The following is a 20698-nucleotide window of genomic DNA, read 5'->3' on the forward strand; positions in this document are numbered from 1 at the left end:
ATTAGCCTCCCTGCATCGGCGAAAGAACTTCGACGCGGTCTCCGTCCCTTAGCTGATGACCCGCGCGCATGACTGATGGCACAAATTCTTCGTTTACCGCGGTAGCGACGCGACTGTTTAGCCCGCGCTCCACCAGAACTTCTGCGAGATTCATTGCCTGAACTTCACAAAGCTCACCATTAAGAACTATCTTCATCGACCATCTCCGAGTGTTTATTTTCCAACGCCAAGTCGGCCACGCCTTGCGCCAAAGCAGGGGCAAGTAAGTACCCGTGACGATAGAGGCCGTTGGCGTAAATTGTGCGTCCTCGCCGCCTGATACGCGGCAGGTTGTCCGGAAACGCAGGGCGTAAGTCGACACCAACTTCCAGAACTTCTGCCTCACCAAAGGCGGGGTTCAGAGAATAAGCAGCGCTCAGCAATTCCAGCATTGACCGGGCGGTAATGCGACCACGATCCTCAGCCTCAATCATGGTCGCACCCAGCATGTAGACGCCGTCGCCACGCGGCACGACATAAAGAGGTATTCGCGGATGCAACAGTCGCACAGGTCGAGACAATCGTACGTCGGGACAACGGATGATAAGCATTTCACCCTTGACCCCCCGCAAATCTTTAAGAACGTCCCGAGCACTCAACCCCCGGCAGTCAATCGTGTTTCCAAGGTTGCTTGGTGCAGTTTGACGACTGATTTTCACGCCTTGGTTGATTAAGTAGTTATGCAGATCACGCAGGGCCCTTCTGGGATCCAAATGGGCTTCTTCTGCAAAAAACAGTCCATCGTCAAAACCAGTCAGGTCAGGCTCTAACTTTAGCAATTGGACATCCTTTATCTTGCAGAAACCCCCGGTTCGCCGCCCGAACCTCTTTAGGTCCGGAGCGTCGCGCTTGTTCGCAACGACTAAAGTTCCGTTTTTTGTAATTTCGGTTCTGTTTGCCCACCAAGCGATCGCCTTTCGGCCCAGCCTCAGAACCGGTTCTTCCGCCTTTTCGGATTCGCACCAGGGTGCCAACATGCCACCTGCCCACCACGAACAACTTTGCTTTCCGGGCAATCCTTTGGTGTCATAGACGGTCACCGACTCACCCCTGGCAGACAGCTCGCACGCCACAGTCAAGCCCGCCACTCCGGCACCAATTACCGACCACTTGCTCACGTCGCCCAAACCTTATGGAAGTGATGAACTGGACCGTGGCCAGAACCGATTTTCAAATCGTCCGCATGCGCGATCGCGCCCTGCAAGTAGGCATGTGCAGTTGCGGTGGCCAGCTTCAAATCAAGCCCACTTGCCAACCCTGCAGCAACGGAAGATGACAGGGTACATCCCGTACCATGAGTATTCTTCGTCTTCCTTCGTCGGGCCTTGAATTCACCAACTATACCTTTGCAGTCAATCAATAGATCGTGGCAAGTTTCCCCGATTGCGTGGCCGCCCTTCATCAGGACTGCACCCGCGCCGAACTCGCACAAAGCCAACCCCTGTTCTACCATTTCCTTCGGTGATTCCGCCAAAGGGGCATCGAGCAATAGGGCGGCCTCGGGCAAGTTGGGTGTCAAAACCGTTGCGCGCGGCAACAGTGTTTCGCGTAGCGTCCGAACTGCATCTTGCCGCAACAGAACATCTCCGGACTTTGCGATCATGACTGGATCAAGTACCAGTGGACCTTCGTATCCCTGAAGGCCAATCGCCACGGTCTGGATTATCTCGCGCGTTGCAAGCATTCCCACCTTGATCGCGCCGACATCAAGATCGGACAGAACTGCTTCGATTTGTGCTGCAATTACGTCCTGTGGGATACCGTGAACAGCCTTGACGGTCTGTGTGTTTTGAGCGGTTACCGCAGTGATTACGCTGGCGCCAAAAACGCCAAGCGCGGACATGGCTTTTAGGTCCGCCTGAATGCCCGCGCCCCCGCCGCTGTCGGATCCAGCTATTGCCAAAGCTACGTACGCCATGCCTTTGCTCCAATATAAGGCAAAGCGAACTTAGAAAACGTCTGTGCATAATAGACCGTTCCCTACGCCGGTATTGCCCGGATCAGGTTCGATGGGTTGACGCAGCAACGCCTCTCAGCCCTCCAATCAGGGCACCCCAACGGTTGGAGGGACATTCTCAGGTGGTGAGTCTGAGTGCAAGCGCAAATACGAAATTCTATCGTCAAATTTGGAAAAAATAGAGTAAATGAACTTGATTCATTTCACAGATAGCGCCAACCACCACAGAGACAGTGAGACCAGATCAAAACTAGTTGTCCCCATTGATCTGGTCCAAAAATATGAGAAGTGTCGGCAAAGCCGAGTCAAGTTGGACTCAGCCTTTCATTCCGTCCCAGAATGACTTTACAGACGAAAAGAAGCTTTTAGATTCCGGGTGATTGTCTTCGCCCAAATCTTCAAACTCTTTCAGAATTTCCTTTTGGCGGCTTGTCAGGTTGACCGGAGTTTCCACCGCTAACTCGATGAACATATCGCCAACGCCGCCGCCGCGCAGGGCCGGCATGCCCTTTCCGCGCAGGCGCATCTGGCGACCAGATTGGCTGCCTGCTGGTATCTGAACGCGCCCACGCCCACCGTCGATAGTCGGAACTTCGATCGAGCCGCCCAGCGCCGCCTTAGCCATGCTGACCGGAACACGGCAATAGAGATTCACGCTGTCGCGTTCGAAAAGTTTATGATCAGAGACCTCGACAAATATATACAAGTCACCCGGAGGTCCGCCGCGCATTCCAGCCTCGCCCTCGCCTGCAAGACGAATGCGTGTACCTGTTTCAACACCTGCGGGAATGTTGACCGACAACGCGCGTTCTTTTTCGACGCGACCAGCACCTTGGCACGACTTACACGGGTTCTTAATGATCTGGCCAAGCCCCGAACAGGTTGGGCACGTACGCTCCACCGTAAAGAAACCCTGTTGCGCCCGGACTTTTCCCATGCCAGAGCACGTCGGGCAGGTCGTGGGCTCAACGCCACCCTCAGCGCCGGTACCTTCACAAGACGAACAGGCAACTGCCGTCGGCACGTTTATGGTCTTCTGCAAACCGCCAAAGGCTTCCTCAAGGGTTACCCGAAGGTTATACCGTAGGTCCGAACCCCGCGCAGCACGACGACCGCCGCCGCCCCTTTGACCGCCCATGAAGTCGCCGAACAGATCATCAAACACGTCCGAAAACGCGCTTGAAAAATCTCCCTGACCGCCGAACCCACCGCCGGGGCGGCCTCCGCCTCCCATACCGTTTTCAAACGCGGCATGACCGAAACGGTCGTAGGCCGCCTTTTTGTCGGCATCGCGCAATATATCATAGGCCTCGTTAGCCTCTTTGAACTGCGCTTCTGCGTCGGGGTTGTCCTTGTTGCGGTCCGGGTGAAGTTCCTTGGCTTTTCTACGAAAGCCCTTTTTGATCTCATCCGCCGAAGCGCCCTTGGACACGCCGAGCACTTCGTAATAGTCGCGTTTTGACATCAGCATGTCCTTCTGCCTCAACGTAATCGGGCCGGCCCGGCAACCGGACCGGCCCGAATTGGCCCGGCTTTCCGTTAGTTACGCTTGTCGTCGTCCAGATCTTCGAACTCGGCATCGACGATGTCATCTTCGCCCGGAGCAGCGTCCGCAGCCGCCGGTTCATCATCAGCCTCTTCGGACTGAGCCTTATAGATAGCTTCGCCGAGCTTCATAGCAGCTTCGGTGACGTTTTGGATGCCCGACTTGATCTTGTCGGCATTTTCGGTTTCCAACTCATCCTTCAGTGCAGCGATTGCCAGTTCAATGGCTTCGATCGTGGTCGGGTCGACTTTGTCGGAATGCTCTTCCATTGACTTCTCAGTCGAGTGGATGAGGCTTTCCGCCTGGTTTTTGGCGTCTACCAGTTCACGGCGTTCCTTGTCAGCTTCGGCATTCTCTTCGGCGTCCTTGACCATCTTTTCGATATCTTCATCGGACAATCCGCCAGAGGCCTGGATGGTGATCTTTTGTTCCTTGCCGGTACCTTTGTCCTTGGCTGAAACCGAAACAATACCGTTGGCGTCGATGTCAAAGGTAACTTCGATCTGAGGCATGCCTCGTGGTGCGGGCGGGATGTCTTCCAGGTTGAACTGACCCAATATTTTGTTGTCAGTCGCCATTTCACGTTCACCTTGGAACACTCGGATCGTTACGGCGTTTTGGTTGTCTTCGGCCGTAGAAAAGACCTGGGACTTTTTCGTTGGGATCGTCGTGTTACGGTCAATGAGCCGGGTGAACACGCCACCAAGCGTTTCGATGCCCAGCGACAGCGGAGTAACGTCCAGCAGAACCACGTCTTTGACATCGCCCTGCAGAACACCGGCCTGAATTGCGGCGCCCATGGCAACCACTTCGTCCGGATTCACGCCTTTGTGGGGTTCCTTACCGAAGAATTTGGTAACCTCTTCGATCACTTTCGGCATACGGGTCATGCCGCCGACAAGAACAACTTCGTCCACATCGCCTGCAGACAGACCAGCGTCTTTCAGAGCGGCCTGACAGGGTTTCATCGACTTTTTGATCAGGTCAGAAACCAAGGATTCCAGCTTTGCACGGGTCAACTTCATAACCATGTGCAGCGGCTGACCGTTCGAACCCATCGAAATAAATGGCTGGTTGATTTCGGTCTGCGAGGTTGACGAAAGTTCGATTTTGGCTTTTTCAGCAGCCTCTTTCAGACGCTGCAGGGCCATCTTGTCGGCGGACAGATCGACACCATGTTCCTTTTTGAACTCATCCGCCAGGTAGTTGACGATGCGCATGTCAAAGTCTTCGCCACCCAGGAAGGTGTCACCATTGGTCGATTTGACCTCGAACAGGCCGTCGTCGATTTCCAGAATGGTCACGTCAAAAGTACCACCGCCAAGGTCGTAAACCGCAATGGTTTGAGTTTCTTCTTTGTCCAGACCATAGGCAAGTGCAGCCGCTGTCGGTTCGTTGATGATCCGCAGAACTTCAAGACCGGCAATTTTACCAGCATCTTTTGTAGCCTGACGTTGAGCATCGTTGAAGTATGCCGGAACGGTGATTACGGCTTGTGTGACCTCCTCACCCAAATAGCTTTCGGCGGTTTCCTTCATTTTACCCAGAGTGAAGGCCGAAATCTGGCTTGGGGAGTATTTTTCGCCGCGGGCTTCGACCCACGCGTCGCCGTTGCCACCATCGACGATGGCATACGGGACCATCTTCTTATCTTTTTCTACTTCTGCATCATCCACACGACGTCCGATCAGGCGCTTTACGCCAAAGATCGTATTGTCGGGGTTGGTGACCGCCTGTCGCTTTGCAGGCTGACCGACCAGTCGCTCATCTTCGGTAAACGCGACGATCGAGGGCGTGGTCCGCGCCCCTTCGGCATTTTCGATGACCTTCGGCTGCGAGCCGTCCATGATGGCAACACACGAGTTCGTGGTTCCGAGGTCGATCCCGATTACTTTTCCCATTTTTGCAATCCCTTTCTCTTCAAGGCGATGTCCCGAGGCCGGGACCCGTTATGGCATCCCTGCCCCGATCTGATTTGCGCTACGGCACTACACCTTAGCGCGTCCCGGCGTATATAAGGGCGTGACCAGAGGCCTGCAAGCGTTCAGAAACGTGGGAATCAAGGATTCTGGTGCCTTTTGGGAAAAGGAATAGTTAAGGAATGAGGATTCCGCGATGACAAGGCTGCTTTTGCGTGGTTTCGACATTCGAAAGAACTATTTGAATACCTCCGCTCAAACTGAATTGGTTCAGGTTCTGCGCCCGGTTCTGAAATCCGCACCTTTATTTCATCCGACAACTCCTTCTGGCAAGAAAATGTCGGTGCGCATGACGTCGGCGGGGAATCTGGGGTGGGTCTCGGACAAGCGCGGCTATAGATATCAGGATACCCACCCCAATGGCGTGGTTTGGCCCGCGATTCCAGACCAAATCGCCTCTATCTGGCATGATGTAACAGGCGTGGCCCGTTTGCCCGAATGCTGCCTGATCAACTATTATGGCGACGGTACACGCATGGGCATGCATCAAGACAAAGATGAGGCGGATTTTTCATGGCCCGTTGTCTCAATTTCCTTGGGCGATGATGCATTGTTCCGCATTGGCAATACCACCAGGGGAGGCAAAACCGAGTCGATCTGGTTGGGTTCAGGTGATGTGGTCATTATGGGAGGCCCCGCTCGGCTTGCCTATCACGGAGTTGACCGCATCCGGTTTGGTTCGTCTCGATTGCTGCCGAAAGGTGGGCGCATAAACCTAACGTTGCGTGTGGCGACCTAACGCCGCGCGCTCCAGCTTTTCGACACATGCTTTCGCGTGTAAAATTCAGCCATTAAACCGATCATGGTCAGAACAATCCCGACCCAAAGCGCATATTCCCAACTGGTGTTACGCGGAAAGTAATTTCGAAAAATGAAGCCGCGGCACTGATCAATTATGTGGAACAAGGGGTTCCAGGCAAACATGGTCAACATGAAACCGCCCAGCGCATTGGCAATGAACATTTTGCCTGAAAAAATCATGTTCAAGCGCCGATAAGCCAAACTCAATATTGCGGCCAGACGCGGAAACCAGGGCTGTATAGCTAGAAAAACCAAGCCCACCGCACACCCCGTAAACCACGACAAAACCAGCATGGCAAACGCTCCGCCAGGGTCTTGAACCTCCAGCGGGGCGACGGCAACGCTGTATCCAAACAAGATCACAAGGATCGAAACGAGCTGGGTGTAAAAAATCCCAAAGGCCGACGCCATCAGCATAACAATCCGGTTCATCGGGGAATGCAGCATCATCGGACTGTTGCCGGAACCAGCGCTGGCAATCGCTCCAACGGATTTAATATGCGTCAGAAAGACGAAGACGCCAGAAAGAAGGAAAAGTATGAATTCCCCGCGTATCTTGGCTACTCGTGTTCCTAATAATGACAAAAGAAAATAGAACGCCGTAACAATGAGAAGGACTTGAATAATATTAACAATAATCGCGACAACCGCGTTTGAGTGCTGAGATCGAATGTTACGAACGACGGCGTGAAAGACCAATTCGGCAGTCGTGAATGCTCCGCCCACCAAAGTCTGATTTCTACTGTAATGAAACACGCGAACACTCTTCCCTGCTACTTCGCCATCAATTTGGCACGAAATTCTTGCCGTTCCGTATTCATCGCAGCATAAGGCCGACATAATTTCGGATCAACAAACCACAGGAACGGAGTTTTTTTGTGAATTATAATTCCCTCATTCCCGTCATAAGGCGACTTGCCTTAGAAGCTGGCGACAGGATCATGCAGATCTACGAAGTCGATGACTTTGAGGTAAAAGTCAAATCCGATTCCAGCCCTGTGACCGAAGCCGACGAAGCCGCTGACGCCTTGATCGCGGCGGGCCTGCGGGATTCGTTCCCCGATGTCATGTTGGTTACCGAAGAGCAGGCAGACTCGCACAAAAAAACCAATGAAACCTTTCTGATTGTCGATCCGTTGGACGGCACCAAAGAGTTCATAAATCGACGTGGTGATTTCACCGTAAATATAGCACTGGTGGAAAACGGCGTACCAACGCGGGGTGTGGTTTATGCGCCTGCGCGCGGAAGGATGTTTTACACTCAGGCCAATGGTCAGTCAGTCGAAGAAACCGGCGCTTTGGAGAAAGATCAGCCGGGAGAGACGGCGCCAATTTCAGTCTCTAAACCTGACAATTCCGGACTTTTTGTTGTGGCCTCGAAATCGCATCGCGATCAGGCGACCGAGGACTATATTGATAAATATCATGTCCGAGACAGCAAGAGTGCAGGATCATCGCTGAAGTTTTGTTTAGTGGCTACAGGTGAAGCCGACCTTTACCCCCGGGTTGGCCGCACAATGGAATGGGACACCGCTGCAGGGCACGCCGTACTTTTGGGTGCGGGCGGCAAAGTAGTGAGGTTTGATGATCATATGCCTCTTGAATATGGAAAGGATGGCTATGCAAATCCATTCTTCATAGCCTACGCTCCGGGTGTTGAGCTTAAGGAAGCCTGATGTCTGTTCTTATTGCCATTCCCGCGCGCTATGCCTCTTCCCGCTATCCGGGCAAACCCCTCGTGCCGCTGACTGGCGCAAAGGGCGCCACCATGACTTTGATTGAAAGATCCTGGCGCGCGGCTATGAGCGTGTCTGGCGCTGATCGGGTTGTGGTAGCAACTGACGATGATCGAATTCGCCAAGTTTCTGAAGGGTTTGGCGCCGAAGTTGTAATGACTTCTGAAAGTTGTCGAAACGGCACTGAACGCTGCGCTGAAACCTTGGCCAAACTGAACGGAAGATACGAAATCGTAGTCAACTTGCAGGGTGACGCCCCGTTGACCCCGCATTGGTTCATCGAGGACTTGATCTCGGGTCTGCGTGCCGCTCCCCAGGCAGGCGTCGCAACCCCGGTTCTACGATGTGACGGCGACGCGCTGAACGGTCTTTTGAATGATCGAAAACATGGCCGGGTTGGTGGAACGACTGCGGTTTTCGGGAATGATAAGAGCGCGTTATATTTCTCGAAGGAAGTGATACCCTTTACTTCAGAAACATACGATAGCTCAGATGATACGCCAGTTTTTCATCATGTCGGAGTGTACGCTTACCGCCCAGATGCGCTCGCGGCTTATCCCAATTGGCATATTGGGCCCCTGGAAACGCTAGAAGGACTTGAACAATTACGTTTTATGGAAAACGGGCGCAAAGTTTTGTGTGTGGAAGTTGAAGCCAAGGGCCGCCAATTCTGGGAGTTGAATAACCCTCAGGACGTTTCCAAAATCGAGGAAATGATGGCCGCGATGGGTTTGGAATGACCAATATCCGAGTGACAGGCGGCGCAAGTTATATTGGGTTTCATGCTTGCACAGCCCTGGCGCAAACCTGTTATGCGCTCGCATGCTGCGAAAATTAGGCGAATGCCGGACGGTGGCAAGAAAACGGTGGCTCCTGGAAATAAGGATTACGTAAATAGCGAAGCTGCCGATTCTAATCCTCTGAATTGGCAGCAGAAATATCGGCTGCGCCTCAAACGCAAACGTCTGCTTTGGCGGTCTTTTAGAAGCCGCCATCAGCTAAGCTGTCAGTCAAATCGCACGGAAAACATTGCGCCAGGTGCTATTCTGGCCTTTTCCATCGTGCGAAACGAGATAACCCGCTTGCCTTGGTTCTTCCATCACTATCGCAGCTTGGGAGTTGACCATTTCCTAATGGTGGATAACGGCAGCGACGATGGCACCTTTGAATTTCTTTGCAATCAACCTGACGTCTCGTTGTGGCATACCGATGCAAGCTACCGGAGGTCTCGGTTCGGACTTGATTGGCTTACGTGGCTGCAAATGCGTTATGGCCACGAGCACTGGGCGCTGATGGTGGACGCTGACGAAATCCTGATTTACGCCCACCACGACACGAGACCATTGCCGCATCTAACTAACTGGCTTGATGCGACTGGCCAGATCGCATTCGGCGCGCTAATGCTGGATATGTACCCTAAGGGTCCGCTCGGCACGCAGAATTATGACCCAAAAACGGACCCGGTATCGACCTTGGGCTGGTTTGACGATGGGCCTTACAGGATCAAAAGGCAGAAACCCATGGACAACCTCTGGGTTCAAGGAGGCGTTCGGGAACGTGTCTTTCTCACCGATAGCCCAGACCTCTCGCCGACATTGAACAAGATACCGCTTGTACGATGGTCTCGGCACTTTACCTATGTGAACTCGTGCCACTCGGCACTTCCACACCATTTGAATCAGGCCTACGATGGGCCCGGTGGTAAAATGCCTTCAGGCGTTTTGTTACACAACAAATTCCTTCCGGATGTGATCGAAAAATCTAAAGCCGAAAAGGAAAGGGGACAGCATTTTCACGATCCTTTGAAGTTCCAATCCTATTACGATGACATAATTTCAGGACCCAATATGTGGACACACCAGTCAACCAAGTATGAAGATTGGGTGCAGTTGGTTGATCTTGGCCTGATGCAGGCAGGGGATTGGGGCAGGATATGAAATGCCGGGGCTTCAAGGAGAAATATACGGGATTTAAACCCGTTGCCTCGCAATGTGCAAAAATGCCATAAAACGTTAATTGTCCGGGACCACTCAGGCCAATGCCACTTCCGGGCAAGCTCGCGTAAAGAGGGTAGGGCAGTCGCGTGAGCCTTTTGGATTCCTATCGGATGAGACTGCGGCGCAAGCGCCGTTTGTTGCGTTGCATGCGCAAAAGACGTGAGTTGAACGTCAAACAAGACGCCACCAATGTCATCCAGCCTGATGACATACTCTTGATGAGCGTCATCCGGAACGAGAAAATCCGCCTTCCGTATTTCCTGGATTACTACCGCAAGCTGGGTGTTGATCATTTTCTGTTTGTCGACAATGACAGCGACGATGGATCAGCCGAGTTTTTGACCCAACAACCTGACGTTTCCGTTTGGAACACCCAGGCCAGCTATCGACGCGCAACCTTTGGGGTCGATTGGGTCAATTACTTGCTACGCAGTTACGCCCATGGCCATTGGGTCCTAACAGTCGATCCGGACGAGTTCTTTATCTATCCATTTTGCGATACCCGACCAATCCGTGCTCTCACGGATTGGCTCGACGACACAAGTGTACGCAGTTTTGGCACAATGTTAATCGACATGTATCCGCGCGGCCCAATCGAAGAGACGCCGTACCAAGAAGGTCAGAACCCCTTTGAGGTCGCACCGTGGTTCGACACTGGGAATTATATGATTTCGCGCAATCCGACCTACGGAAATCTTTGGATACAAGGCGGGCCACGCAGTCGGGTGTTTTTTTATGAAACACCTTCCAAAGCGCCAGCTTTGAATAAGATCCCGCTGGTCAAGTGGGATCGGCGCTACACATATGTAAGCTCGACCCATGCATTGCTTCCGCGAGGGTTGAACCAAGTCTACGAGCAAAATGGCGGAGAAAAGACCAGCGGTGCTCTATTGCACGCCAAACTGCTCGACACCTTGGGTGACAAAGCACACGAAGAACTGAGTCGCGGACAACATTACCGCCAGTCGGATGAATATCGCGCTTATGCTGAACGGTTGCAGGATGGTCCTGTTTTTTGGAACGAGTGGTCAGAAAAGTTCATCAACTGGCGGCAACTGGAAATATTGGGGCTGATGTCTAAAGGAAACTGGGCATGAGCACTCTGGGCATCGTCATGCTGGTTCACACCGCCTTGGACCGGGCGGAACAAGTTGCCAGACACTGGACCGCATCGGGCTGTCCAGTAGTGATCCACGTTGACCGCAAGGTAAAAAAAACGACTTATTCCCAGTTCGTTAAGTCTTGCTCTGACGATCCGCTGATATTGTTTTCCGATCGTCATGTCTGTGATTGGGGAGGTTGGGGTATTGTTGCAGCGTCACAGTCTGCAGCCACCCTTTTGTTGGAACGGTTTTCAGAAGTTCACCATGTCTATCTGTCGTCCGGGGCTTGTCTACCGTTGCGGCCAGTGACTGAATTGGTCAATTATTTGGCCGATCGCAAGCGGGTAGATTTCATTGAAAGCGCAACCACTCGCGACGTAACGTGGACAGTCGGTGGTCTGGATCTTGAGCGGTTCACATTTCGGTTTCCGTTTTCCTGGCGAAAACAGCGCAGATTATTTGACGCACATGTTCGACTTCAACGAGCCTTGGGAATTCGCCGTGCCGTTCCGGAAGGATTAGTTCCTCATATGGGCAGTCAGTGGTGGTGCCTCACCCGACAGACCCTTTCCGCCATTCTGCAAGACCCAAAACGCCGGATTTACGACCGGTATTTTCAGCAGGTTTGGATCCCGGACGAAAGTTATTTTCAAACCCTGGCCCGACTATATTCTACTCAAATAGAAAGCCGCTCTTTGACGTTGTCAAAATTTGACTACCAAGGTCGGCCTCACATTTTCTACGATGATCACCTGCAATTGCTGCGCCGGTCAGACTGTTTTGTTGCGCGCAAGGTATGGCATCGGGCGGATCGGCTGTATCAGGCATTTCTGACCGATCAAGCTGGCGCCATGAAACCCGCCGAGCCCAATCCAGGCAAAATCGACCGTCTATTTGCAAAGGCAATGGAACGACGCACGCGGGGCCGGGATGGGTTATATATGCAAAGCCGATTTCCCAGTCTAAACAAAGGGTGCGGGTTAACAGCTTTCCCATATTCAGTCTTTCAGGGCTTTACCGATCTGTTTTCAGATTTCCAGCCATGGCTGACTAACGCAACCGGTTCCCGCGTTCACGGACATCTTTTCAGCCCCGAACGGGCACGGTTTGGCGGAAATGAAACGGTGTTGAATGGCGGACTAAGCGATAGCGCCAAGTTGAGGGACTATAACCCGGAAGCCTTTATCACGAACCTGATCTGGAACACGCGCGGCGAACGACAGTGCTTCCAGTTCGGTCCCTCCGATTTACAAAAAATCAACACTTTTCTGGCGTTCGATAAGAACGCTAAAATTTCGATCATAACCGGAGCCTGGGCCATTTCGTTATTTAGATCGAATATGAATTTCGCGGATATCCGGGCCGAGGCCGCCCGGTTGCAGCAAGTCGAAACGCAACAGTTGAGGGTTTTGAAATCGCTGGATGCCAAGGCTGACATTCGTATTTGGTCACTTTCCGAATTCGTCGAATCTCCTATGGAACAGCTTCAGACCATAATCGATGATATTGGCGCTCCGCATCTTAGGCCTGTAACCGAGGCTCCAAAAATGGTTGATCTGACTGGGTTCGGTAAATTTCTTCAAAACCTCAAGAACCAGGGTATGCACCCATATTTGACGGGTGATTTTTCTGCCGACGATGTTTTTGACACGCAAGTCAAGCCATTTCGCAAACCCTATCTGGTGAAATAGACTGCAATGACACCGGACTTTGACTATTTCATCGTGTTGGCCGATATGCGCACCGGGTCCAACCTTTTAGAGCTTCACTTAAACACACTGGATGGGGTCACCTGTTATGGCGAAGCTTTCAATCCATTTTTCGTGGGGTTGCCCAAATTGCCTGAAATGCTGGGTTTCACACCCGAAAAGCGTGATCGCGATCCATCAGCACTAATCGACGCAATTCGCAATGCACCTGGTGAACTGAATGGGTTTCGCTTTTTTAGCACTCACGACGCACGCGCTTTGGGTCCCGCACTGGACGACCCGCGTTGCGCTAAAATCATATTAACGCGCAACCCACTGGACAGTTATGTCTCATGGAAGATCGCGGTTGAAACCAATCAGTGGAAGCTTGTGAACATAAAACAAAGACGTGAGGCACAAGTTACATTTGACCCAGCAGAGTTTGCTGAACAAATCGAGCAGCGGACCGATTTTCAACGCATGGTTTTGAATAAACTGCAAACGTCTGGTCAAACTCCGTTTTACATCGGCTTTGATGATCTGAACGATATTGAAGTTCTAAATGGGTTGGCAGGATGGCTTGGTGTACGTTCGCGTCTGAATGAACTTAGCCGACATCTGAAACGCCAAAACCCTGAGCTGACTTTGTCTAAAGTCAAGAACCCCGAGGAAATGGAACGCGCGGTATCAGGGTTGGATCGGTTTAATCTGCATCGCACCCCGAATTTCGAACCACGAAGAGGGCCTTCTGTATCCCGATACGTATGTGCAGCAAAAACGTCCTTGATGTATCTTCCGGTTCGCGGAGGTCCCGAGGCGGCGGTCGAACGGTGGCTTGCTGAGCTGGATTCGGTCAATGTCCAAGACTTATTAACCGATCGTAACCAAAAAAAAGTGCGCAGTTGGATGGAATCGAAACCAGGCCACCGCAAATTTACAGTTTTGCGGCATCCACTGGCGAGGGCTCATTCCGTGTACTGCGAGCGTATACTGGGAACGGCGCCAGGCGCATACATCAAAATTCGCAACATGCTGCGCAACCGCTACAAACTTCCAATACCGGAAGATTTTGAACTTTCAAATTATTCCGTTGAACAGCACCACGAGGGATTTTCAGCATTTCTTGCGTTTTTGCAGAAGATTTTAGCCGGACAAACGCCCATCCGCGTCGATGGGCTTTGGTGTTCGCAGGTTCAGACATTACAGGGGATTTCATCTTTCGCGTTGCCGGACAGCATTCTGCGCGAAGACGAATTGAACAACGCGTTGCCCGAGCTGGCCCGACAAGTTGGTCACCTACACCCGCCAAGACCAATCGCATCAGATCCAGACTCTCCGTTCACGTTGGCTCAAATTTACGATGCGGATTTAGAAGCCTTGGCGCACAAAGCCTATCGGCAAGACTATTTGCTGTTTGGCTTTGGTCCCTGGTGGCCATCTGGTGCATAAAATCAAGGGCGCAGTGTAATCACAGTACCTTCGTAGACCATGGAATATATCTCTTCGATCTCATTGTTCTTCACCGCGATGCAGCCTGCTGTCCAGTCTTCTGTTTTCTTCGCACGCTTGCGTTCAGATCGTCGATTGGGTTGGCCATGAATAAAAATGTCACCGCCCGGATCGACACCTGCAGCTTTGGCCTTGGCGATATCTTCAGAATTTGGGTACGAGATACCCAGTGAAAGATGATATCTGCTGCGCGGATTGCGGCGATCTATTAGATAGGTACCTTCGGGTGTACGACCATCGCCACGTTTGGTTTTTGTACCGTAGGGCGCAAACCCAAGATCCACCTTATATTCCTTGAGGACCCTTTCGTTATGCAGAAGATACATTCTGCGGGCACCCTTGTTTATGACCAAAGAGGTCACTTCAGGGCCATTGTAACTTAGAAATCTGGGGCCTGTGGAGGCACATGCTGAAAGGCTCAGCGTCGCCATCGCCCCTAGTCCAAATGCTCGACGATCCATGTTTTCACTGCCTGATTGCTCTTTTTTTTCGCATTATGCCAGAAACGAGAAAAACTGAAATCACTTTTTGATGTTCGCCTGTTCTATAAGTCTGCGTTCGATGTTTTCCAGCCGCTCAAGCACCTCATCACGATACGCATCTGTTTTAACTTCATCCTCTGCATGGTGCGCATCCTGCATCGAATTGACGATCAAACCAACCAGCAGGTTTACCACCGCAAATGTCGTCACCATTATGAAGGGGACAAAAAACAACCAAGCATACGGGTAAACCTGCATCACCGGCCGAACGATGCCCATCGACCAGCTTTCCAACGTCATGATCTGGAACAACGTGTAGGCTGACAGACCAAGGTCGCCAAACCAATCCGGAAAGGATTGAGAAAACAGTTTTGTCGAAATCACCGCGCCTATGTAGAACAAAATGGCCATCAACAGGAAAACGCTGGCCATTCCGGGAAGCGCTGAGATGAAGCCCTCGACGACACGGCGCAATCGTGGGGCAACTGAAATTACCCGTAAAACGCGCAGAATTCGAAGGGCCCGCAGCACTGAAAGGCCACCGCCTCCTGGGATCAGTGCGACCCCAACGATGGTAAAATCAAACAAATTCCAGCCGCTGGTAAAAAATCGCCGCCCGAAGGTGACCAGCTTCAACGCGATTTCAGCAACAAAAATCGCAAGGCAAATCGTGTCCAAAAAAACGATTACCGAACCAAAGCGGTCCATCAAACTGGGTGCAGTCTCCATTCCCAATAGGACCGCGTTGACAAGAATTACGGCTGTGATGAACCGCGCAAACCTTGGATCCTCGACAAAATCCTGCAGCCGCTGCCTGATCTCCATTCTGGCACTCTCCTGTTTGATCCTATCTATCGACGAAGTGTGAACCCGGCCACCAGTTCGATGTGTGACGACCATCGAAATTGGTCAACAACCTGTATCCATTCAAGGGTGTAACCCGCGGCAATCAGTTTTTTGGCGTCCCGCGCAAAACTGATTGGATTGCACGACACGTAGGCGACGACAGGACATTTGGACATTGCCACTTCTGCAATCTGCGCGATGGCACCAGCCCGCGGTGGATCCAAAACGACGGTATCGAACTGTTTTAACTCGTCTGCCATAAGAGGGCGGCGAAAAAGGTCCCTCACCTCGGTTGAGATTTTTTTTAAGCCAATGCTCGTACGCCAACCCTGGTCCAACGCGCGGGTCATAGCTGCGTCGCCTTCGACTGCATGGACTTCGGCCAAATGGGCAAGCGGGAAGGAAAACGTACCGCAGCCAGCAAACAAGTCAGCTATTTTCGTTGCGCCTTTGGATATTTCCATAACCGCCTGTGTTAGAGCCTGCTCTCCGTGCTTTGTAGCCTGCAAAAACGCGCCTGGCGGCGGGACTACGAGGTCCGGTCCCAAATGCTGGGCCGGTGGTTGCCGCATGGCAATGATCTCATCATTCCAAGTCAAGCGCGCAAGACCGTGCTGCTCTGTTTCTTGCGCCAATGCCAATTCCAGCGGACCGTCTAACGCCTTACCCCCTCTCACCGCCACATCCAGTCCGACCTCGGAAAGGGTGAGAGTAACCGAGAGTTCGGCTTTGCGGCTGCCGCCCAATTCAGCCATAGCCTCGGCAACGGGCAGGGCGTTTGTCAGGGCAGGGTCAAGCACATGGCAATCTGATATTTCCACGATGGTGCCTGAGCTGCGCCCATGAAACCCTGTTAAGGCTCCTCTTTTTGTGCGGCGCGCGGATAACACTGCACGCCGGCGGGACCGGACAGGAGAAGTCTGGATGGGGCGCAAAATGGCTTCGATGTGTTGTGCGGCTAATGCCGCTCGAACCACGTCCATCTTCCATCTCGCTACGAACTCGTCCGAAGCATGTTGCAATTGGCATCCGCCACAAGACTTATAATGATCACAAGGGGCTTTGACGCGCTCACTTGATGGGGATTTGAAGCGAATATCGCTCAGTCGATCACCTTCAAGCACGCCAGTAACCACCTCGCCCGGTAAAGTGCGAGGGGCGTATATCGGACCGTCTGCTATTCCGTCTCCATGATGTCCAAGCCGGAGAATGGTGTAATCCTGCGTCATGGCTGGCCTGATACCGGGGCTTGGCCAGTAACAAAACCCTTATTCGGCAGCCGCGGTTTGAATGAAACCTCCGGATTGCCGATGCCAAAAGCGGGCGTACAGACCGTTTTGAGCCAGCAGAACGTCATGAGACCCGTTTTCGACGATCTTGCCATGGTCCAGAACAATGATTCTGTCCATCTCGCTCAGTGTCGAAAGGCGGTGCGCGATGGCCAAAACTGTCTTGCCTTCCATCACCCGATGCAGGGCCGTTTGGATAGAAGCTTCAACCTCGGAATCCAACGCCGAAGTCGCTTCATCCAGAACGAGAATAGGCGCGTCCTTTAGGATCGCGCGCGCCAAAGCAATCCGTTGGCGCTGCCCGCCACTTAGTTTCACACCGCGTTCTCCTAGATGCGCATCGTATCCTTTGCGGCCATGCGCGTCCTGCAGATCGCAAATGAACTCATGCGCCTCAGCCTTCCGCGCAGCAGAAATCATGTCTTTCTCGGACACGGATGGGTTACCATAAAGAATGTTGTCACGCGCTGATCTGTTAAACATCGCGGTTTCCTGCGTGACCATTCCGATCTGACTCCGCAAGCTGTCTTGGGTAACCGCCGCAACATCTTGCCCGTCTATAAGAATAGCGCCTTTTTCCCTGTCATAGAGTCTAAGAAGCAGTGAAACTAATGTGGACTTTCCCGCCCCGGAAGCGCCGACAATACCAAGTTTTTCGCCCGGCTCAATTGTCATGGATAGGTCCGTTACACCGCCTATGTCCCGACCATAGGCAAAGCTTACATTTTCAAAAACAATCTGCCCGCGTTTTACGTTCAGGTTTTGCGCTGCAGGCGCATCTTCGAACCTGTCTCGCTTGGTCAGGGTTTTCATTCCGTTTTCGATTTCACCGACATTTGCATAAAGACCCATAAGAGTGAAACTGACCCAGCCAGTCATCTGAGCAATCCGGATAGAAACAGCGCCTGCAGCAACTATGTCACCAGCCGTGGCGTTCCCATTCTGCCACAACAAAAGCGTCGCACCCAGCAGCAGAACTGGCAGAACGCCAGCAAGTGTCATTAGCACAAATCGAAAACTTGCGGACAACATACCAAAATCAAGGGATCTTTCCCGCAAATCAACCATCGATTGTTGTGCGGATTGTTCTTCAAATTCGCCATGCGCGAACAGCTTTACTGTCTTGATGTTGGTAATCGTATCGACAACCTGCCCGGAAACCGTCGCGCGTGCGCCGGCGCGCGCAGCAGAACGTTTACGTATTCGAGGCAAGTACCAGCGGATTAATAGAAAGTAGACCACCAGCCAAGCCGCGAACGGCGCCATAACCAATGGATGTATTGACCCTAACAAAAGCAAAGAGCCAACCAACGAGGCAATTGCAAATACAATCGCGCTGATTGTTTCAGACACCACAGACGCCATCGCGTTCGAGGTTTGCATCTGTTTTTGAGCAATGCGACCAGCAAAATCGTCGTCGAAGTAAGTCACCGACTGTCCCAATGTCCAGCGGTTTAGTTTGGCAAGAACCAACGGCGTGATATTCGGCATGACGATATAGTTGTTCGACAGCGAGGAGAGGCCGAACAACAGGGGTCGCAGCAACATGAAAAAAGCAACCGCACCCATCAGCTTCCACAAGTTTGCACCTGTCAGAAAGTTATCCGGGCCACTGGCGGTCACCACGTCAATGACGCGCCCCAAGATCCAAGCGGTACCTGCCTCCATAGCGCCCGCAAAGGCCGAAAAGAACGCAGCCGCGAACAACATGGGCCAGGCACCAGACAAACACCAGCGAATGAACGCCCCCAAAGTCTGCGGCGGGGGCGTTTCGGTTGGTCGGAAAGGCTGAATGAGATCGGCAATTCTCATTCGGCGGCCTCTGGGTTCATGAATCCTCCGGACTGCCGCGCCCAGAATTGCGCGTACAGGCCGCCATGGGCCAACAAATCAGCGTGAGCGCCTTGCTCGACGATCCGCCCGCTATCCATGACTAGAATCCGGTCCATCTGTGCAATCGTACTAAGCCTGTGAGCTATCGCGATCACGGTCTTTCCCTGCATCATTCCGTAAAGTGTCTCCTGAATTGACGCTTCAACCTCGGAATCTAGTGCCGAAGTTGCTTCGTCCAGCAAAAGGATTGGAGCATCCTTTAAAATAACCCGCGCCAGCGTCACGCGTTGCCGTTGACCCCCGCTAAGCTTTACGCCTCGTTCACCGACATGCGCATCGTATCCCGCACGGCCCTGTGGATCCTGAAGGTCCAGAATGAACTCATGAGCCTCTGCCTGCTTGGCCGCGGCGACCATCTGCTCTTCGGTCGCGTCGGGACGTCCGTACAATATGTTATCGCGGACAGAGCGGTGCAAAAGCGCGCTGTCCTGCTGAACCATACCGATGTGGCGCCTGAGACTGTCCTGAGACACGTTAGCAATATTCTGATCATCAATAAGGATTGCGCCTTTTTCGACATCGTAAAACCGCAAAAGAAGCTTAACTAGGGTCGATTTTCCAGCTCCCGACCGACCGATCAGACCAATTTTTTCCCCTGGGTGTATCGTCATTGAGACGCGATCCAACCCACCAGCTTTCCGACCGTAGTGATGCGATAAATCGCGGATTTCAATCCGACCTTCTGTTAGCTGCAGGGGCTTGGAGCCCGGCGAATCCAAAAGGTCGATGGGCTGCGCTATCGTCTCCATGCCTTCGGCTACAACACCAAGCTGCCGGAAAAAGCTTGTAAGCGCCCACATGATCCAACCGGTCATCGCATTGAGACGCAGAGTCAGTGCCGTTGCTGCGGCCACAACGCCCACGGTTGCGCTGCCTTGCATCCACAACATAATCGCCCATCCAACAACGCCAACGATCAACAATCCGTTCAATGTAACCAAAACAGCATCCATGATTGTGAAGATACGCATTTCGATCTGGAATGTGCGGCGCGTTTCTTCAATGGCCTCGCGGGCATAGTCCAACTCTTGCTGGGCGTGGGCAAACATCTTGACCGAATGTATGTTGGTATAGCTGTCAACGACACGCCCCGTCACGGTGGACCGCGCATCTGATGCAGCCTGCGACGCCGGCCCGACACGCTTCACCGTCCAGCGCACGAGAAGCGCGTAAAGGGCAAACCAGATCAGCAGCGGCAACAGCAAACGTGGGTCTGCAGCCATCAAAAGTATTGCAGCTCCAATTAGATACGCCAGGGAGAATGAAATCGCGTCAAACACTTGAAACACGACTTCACCAGCTGCAGGCGGTGTTTGCATTATCCGGTTTGCAATTCGCCCTGCAAAATCATTTTCGAACCAACCAACGGATTGGCGCAAAACATGTTTATGTGCACGCCATCGGATTAGCGTACCAAAGTTGGGTAAGATAGTGTTGTTCAGCAACAGAACATCGATGACATGTAGGAGGGGCCGCAACAACAGGACAAACGCGGCAACCAGCAACAGCTCGGTCCCGTGGTCCCGCCAAACCTCAGCCGGACTTTTCCCTAGCAGGTCAACGACCCGGCCCATGTAATAGATGAGCCCGATTTCGACTGCGGCAACGACCACGGAAATGAGCCCCGCCCAAACAAAAACGCGAAAGAAAGGCCGGGAATAATCCAACATGAAAGGCCACAATTGCGTTGGTGGTTTGTCGACCTCATCATAGGCGACAAATGGGTCAACGAGGTTTTCGAAATAGCGAAACATTGAGGGTGCTCCGATGAGCTTAAAATTGGAATACGAAAAAAGATGGCGCTTAAACACCACCCTACGGGTCAAGTGTTCC

The 20698-nt window shown here is 52.5% G+C and carries 18 protein-coding genes and 1 riboswitch; of the genes, 7 read left to right on the forward strand and 11 right to left on the reverse strand.

Going from position 1 to position 20698, the window contains the following annotated elements; genetic code table 11:
- Position 1 precedes the first annotated feature (1 nt).
- From thiS to dnaK, 5 genes are all read right to left on the reverse strand, one after another.
- Positions 2 to 196 carry a sulfur carrier protein ThiS gene (gene thiS, locus GOV45_RS19370; protein WP_170480905.1) on the reverse strand — a complete coding sequence of 65 codons (195 nt, stop codon included), beginning with the start codon at positions 194 to 196 and terminating at the stop codon, positions 2 to 4.
- Entirely contained in the window at positions 180 to 1157 is a 978-nt protein-coding gene (locus tag GOV45_RS19375) for an FAD-dependent oxidoreductase (protein WP_170480908.1), read from the reverse strand. Before GOV45_RS19375 ends, thiS begins: the two co-directional genes overlap by 17 nt.
- Complete coding sequence (thiD, locus tag GOV45_RS19380) at positions 1154 to 1957, reverse strand: bifunctional hydroxymethylpyrimidine kinase/phosphomethylpyrimidine kinase (RefSeq protein ID WP_170480911.1); 804 nt, start codon at positions 1955 to 1957, stop codon at positions 1154 to 1156. The genes GOV45_RS19375 and thiD overlap by 4 nt, the downstream gene beginning before the upstream one ends.
- 42 nt (positions 1958 to 1999) lie before the next feature.
- Positions 2000 to 2106, reverse strand: a riboswitch (TPP riboswitch).
- Positions 2107 to 2312: 206 nt separating this feature from the next.
- Complete coding sequence (gene dnaJ / locus GOV45_RS19385; protein ID WP_170480914.1) at positions 2313 to 3461, reverse strand: molecular chaperone DnaJ; 1149 nt, start codon at positions 3459 to 3461, stop codon at positions 2313 to 2315.
- Positions 3462 to 3535: 74 nt separating this feature from the next.
- Entirely contained in the window at positions 3536 to 5443 is a 1908-nt protein-coding gene (dnaK, locus tag GOV45_RS19390; RefSeq protein ID WP_170480933.1) for a molecular chaperone DnaK, read from the reverse strand.
- Positions 5444 to 5657: 214 nt separating this feature from the next.
- Between dnaK and GOV45_RS19395 the strand changes: the two genes are divergently transcribed.
- Entirely contained in the window at positions 5658 to 6260 is a 603-nt protein-coding gene (locus GOV45_RS19395) for an alpha-ketoglutarate-dependent dioxygenase AlkB family protein (protein ID WP_170480936.1), read from the forward strand.
- On the opposite strand, the gene GOV45_RS19400 is transcribed toward GOV45_RS19395, so the two are convergent.
- A complete protein-coding gene (locus GOV45_RS19400; protein WP_170480939.1) occupies positions 6257 to 7078 on the reverse strand; it encodes an ABC transporter permease in 822 nt (273 codons plus the stop codon). The two genes, GOV45_RS19395 and GOV45_RS19400, sit on opposite strands and share 4 nt — an antisense overlap.
- A 122-nt stretch (positions 7079 to 7200) precedes the next feature.
- On the opposite strand from GOV45_RS19400, the gene cysQ reads away from it, so the two are divergent.
- From cysQ to GOV45_RS19430, 6 genes are all read left to right on the forward strand, one after another.
- Positions 7201 to 7998, forward strand: coding sequence for a 3'(2'),5'-bisphosphate nucleotidase CysQ (cysQ, locus tag GOV45_RS19405; RefSeq protein ID WP_170480942.1), 798 nt, complete (start codon positions 7201 to 7203; stop codon positions 7996 to 7998).
- Complete coding sequence (locus tag GOV45_RS19410) at positions 7998 to 8798, forward strand: 3-deoxy-manno-octulosonate cytidylyltransferase family protein (protein ID WP_170480945.1); 801 nt, start codon at positions 7998 to 8000, stop codon at positions 8796 to 8798. Before cysQ ends, GOV45_RS19410 begins: the two co-directional genes overlap by 1 nt.
- 321 nt (positions 8799 to 9119) lie before the next feature.
- On the forward strand, positions 9120 to 9995 hold the full coding sequence (locus GOV45_RS19415) for a glycosyltransferase family 2 protein (RefSeq protein ID WP_367648700.1): 876 nt from the start codon (positions 9120 to 9122) through the stop codon (positions 9993 to 9995).
- 170 nt (positions 9996 to 10165) lie between these two features.
- Positions 10166 to 11152: a glycosyltransferase family 2 protein gene (locus tag GOV45_RS19420; RefSeq protein WP_170481282.1), complete on the forward strand. Its 987-nt coding sequence runs from the start codon at positions 10166 to 10168 to the stop codon at positions 11150 to 11152.
- Positions 11149 to 12849 (forward strand): DUF5927 domain-containing protein, encoded by a 1701-nt coding sequence (locus tag GOV45_RS19425; protein ID WP_170480948.1) that lies wholly within the window; start codon positions 11149 to 11151, stop codon positions 12847 to 12849. The genes GOV45_RS19420 and GOV45_RS19425 overlap by 4 nt, the downstream gene beginning before the upstream one ends.
- A gap of 6 nt (positions 12850 to 12855) precedes the next feature.
- The gene (locus tag GOV45_RS19430) at positions 12856 to 14295 is read left to right on the forward strand and encodes a nodulation protein NodH (RefSeq protein ID WP_170480951.1); all 1440 of its coding nucleotides are present in this window, start codon (positions 12856 to 12858) and stop codon (positions 14293 to 14295) included.
- A gap of 2 nt (positions 14296 to 14297) precedes the next feature.
- On the opposite strand, the gene GOV45_RS19435 is transcribed toward GOV45_RS19430, so the two are convergent.
- From GOV45_RS19435 to GOV45_RS19455, 5 genes are read right to left on the reverse strand one after another with little or no spacing between them, the layout of a single operon-like run.
- Positions 14298 to 14816 carry a L,D-transpeptidase family protein gene (locus GOV45_RS19435; RefSeq protein ID WP_170480954.1) on the reverse strand — a complete coding sequence of 173 codons (519 nt, stop codon included), beginning with the start codon at positions 14814 to 14816 and terminating at the stop codon, positions 14298 to 14300.
- A gap of 60 nt (positions 14817 to 14876) precedes the next feature.
- Positions 14877 to 15662 carry an ion transporter gene (locus tag GOV45_RS19440; protein ID WP_170480957.1) on the reverse strand — a complete coding sequence of 262 codons (786 nt, stop codon included), beginning with the start codon at positions 15660 to 15662 and terminating at the stop codon, positions 14877 to 14879.
- A gap of 26 nt (positions 15663 to 15688) precedes the next feature.
- Positions 15689 to 16912, reverse strand: coding sequence for a class I SAM-dependent RNA methyltransferase (locus GOV45_RS19445; RefSeq protein ID WP_170480960.1), 1224 nt, complete (start codon positions 16910 to 16912; stop codon positions 15689 to 15691).
- 39 nt (positions 16913 to 16951) lie between these two features.
- Entirely contained in the window at positions 16952 to 18784 is a 1833-nt protein-coding gene (locus GOV45_RS19450; protein WP_170480962.1) for an ABC transporter ATP-binding protein, read from the reverse strand.
- Positions 18781 to 20619 (reverse strand): ABC transporter ATP-binding protein, encoded by a 1839-nt coding sequence (locus tag GOV45_RS19455; protein ID WP_170480965.1) that lies wholly within the window; start codon positions 20617 to 20619, stop codon positions 18781 to 18783. The genes GOV45_RS19450 and GOV45_RS19455 overlap by 4 nt, the downstream gene beginning before the upstream one ends.
- Positions 20620 to 20698: the final 79 nt, after the last annotated feature.

It is taken from the genome of Ruegeria arenilitoris (assembly GCF_013035425.1).
GTDB lineage: Bacteria > Pseudomonadota > Alphaproteobacteria > Rhodobacterales > Rhodobacteraceae > Ruegeria > Ruegeria arenilitoris_A.

What these genes read in the sequence shown, in the direction of transcription:
- thiS (WP_170480905.1), bottom strand. Translation starts at nt 196, where the DNA reads ATGAAGATAGTTCTTAATGGTGAGCTTTGTGAAGTTCAGGCAATGAAT.
- thiD (WP_170480911.1), bottom strand. Translation starts at nt 1,957, where the DNA reads ATGGCGTACGTAGCTTTGGCAATAGCTGGATCCGACAGCGGCGGGGGC.
- dnaJ (WP_170480914.1), bottom strand. Translation starts at nt 3,461, where the DNA reads ATGTCAAAACGCGACTATTACGAAGTGCTCGGCGTGTCCAAGGGCGCT.
- dnaK (WP_170480933.1), bottom strand. Translation starts at nt 5,443, where the DNA reads ATGGGAAAAGTAATCGGGATCGACCTCGGAACCACGAACTCGTGTGTT.
- GOV45_RS19395 (WP_170480936.1), top strand. Translation starts at nt 5,658, where the DNA reads ATGACAAGGCTGCTTTTGCGTGGTTTCGACATTCGAAAGAACTATTTG.
- GOV45_RS19410 (WP_170480945.1), top strand. Translation starts at nt 7,998, where the DNA reads ATGTCTGTTCTTATTGCCATTCCCGCGCGCTATGCCTCTTCCCGCTAT.
- GOV45_RS19420 (WP_170481282.1), top strand. Translation starts at nt 10,166, where the DNA reads ATGAGACTGCGGCGCAAGCGCCGTTTGTTGCGTTGCATGCGCAAAAGA.
- GOV45_RS19425 (WP_170480948.1), top strand. Translation starts at nt 11,149, where the DNA reads ATGAGCACTCTGGGCATCGTCATGCTGGTTCACACCGCCTTGGACCGG.
- GOV45_RS19430 (WP_170480951.1), top strand. Translation starts at nt 12,856, where the DNA reads ATGACACCGGACTTTGACTATTTCATCGTGTTGGCCGATATGCGCACC.
- GOV45_RS19435 (WP_170480954.1), bottom strand. Translation starts at nt 14,816, where the DNA reads ATGGATCGTCGAGCATTTGGACTAGGGGCGATGGCGACGCTGAGCCTT.
- GOV45_RS19440 (WP_170480957.1), bottom strand. Translation starts at nt 15,662, where the DNA reads ATGGAGATCAGGCAGCGGCTGCAGGATTTTGTCGAGGATCCAAGGTTT.
- GOV45_RS19445 (WP_170480960.1), bottom strand. Translation starts at nt 16,912, where the DNA reads ATGACGCAGGATTACACCATTCTCCGGCTTGGACATCATGGAGACGGA.
- GOV45_RS19450 (WP_170480962.1), bottom strand. Translation starts at nt 18,784, where the DNA reads ATGAGAATTGCCGATCTCATTCAGCCTTTCCGACCAACCGAAACGCCC.
- GOV45_RS19455 (WP_170480965.1), bottom strand. Translation starts at nt 20,619, where the DNA reads ATGTTTCGCTATTTCGAAAACCTCGTTGACCCATTTGTCGCCTATGAT.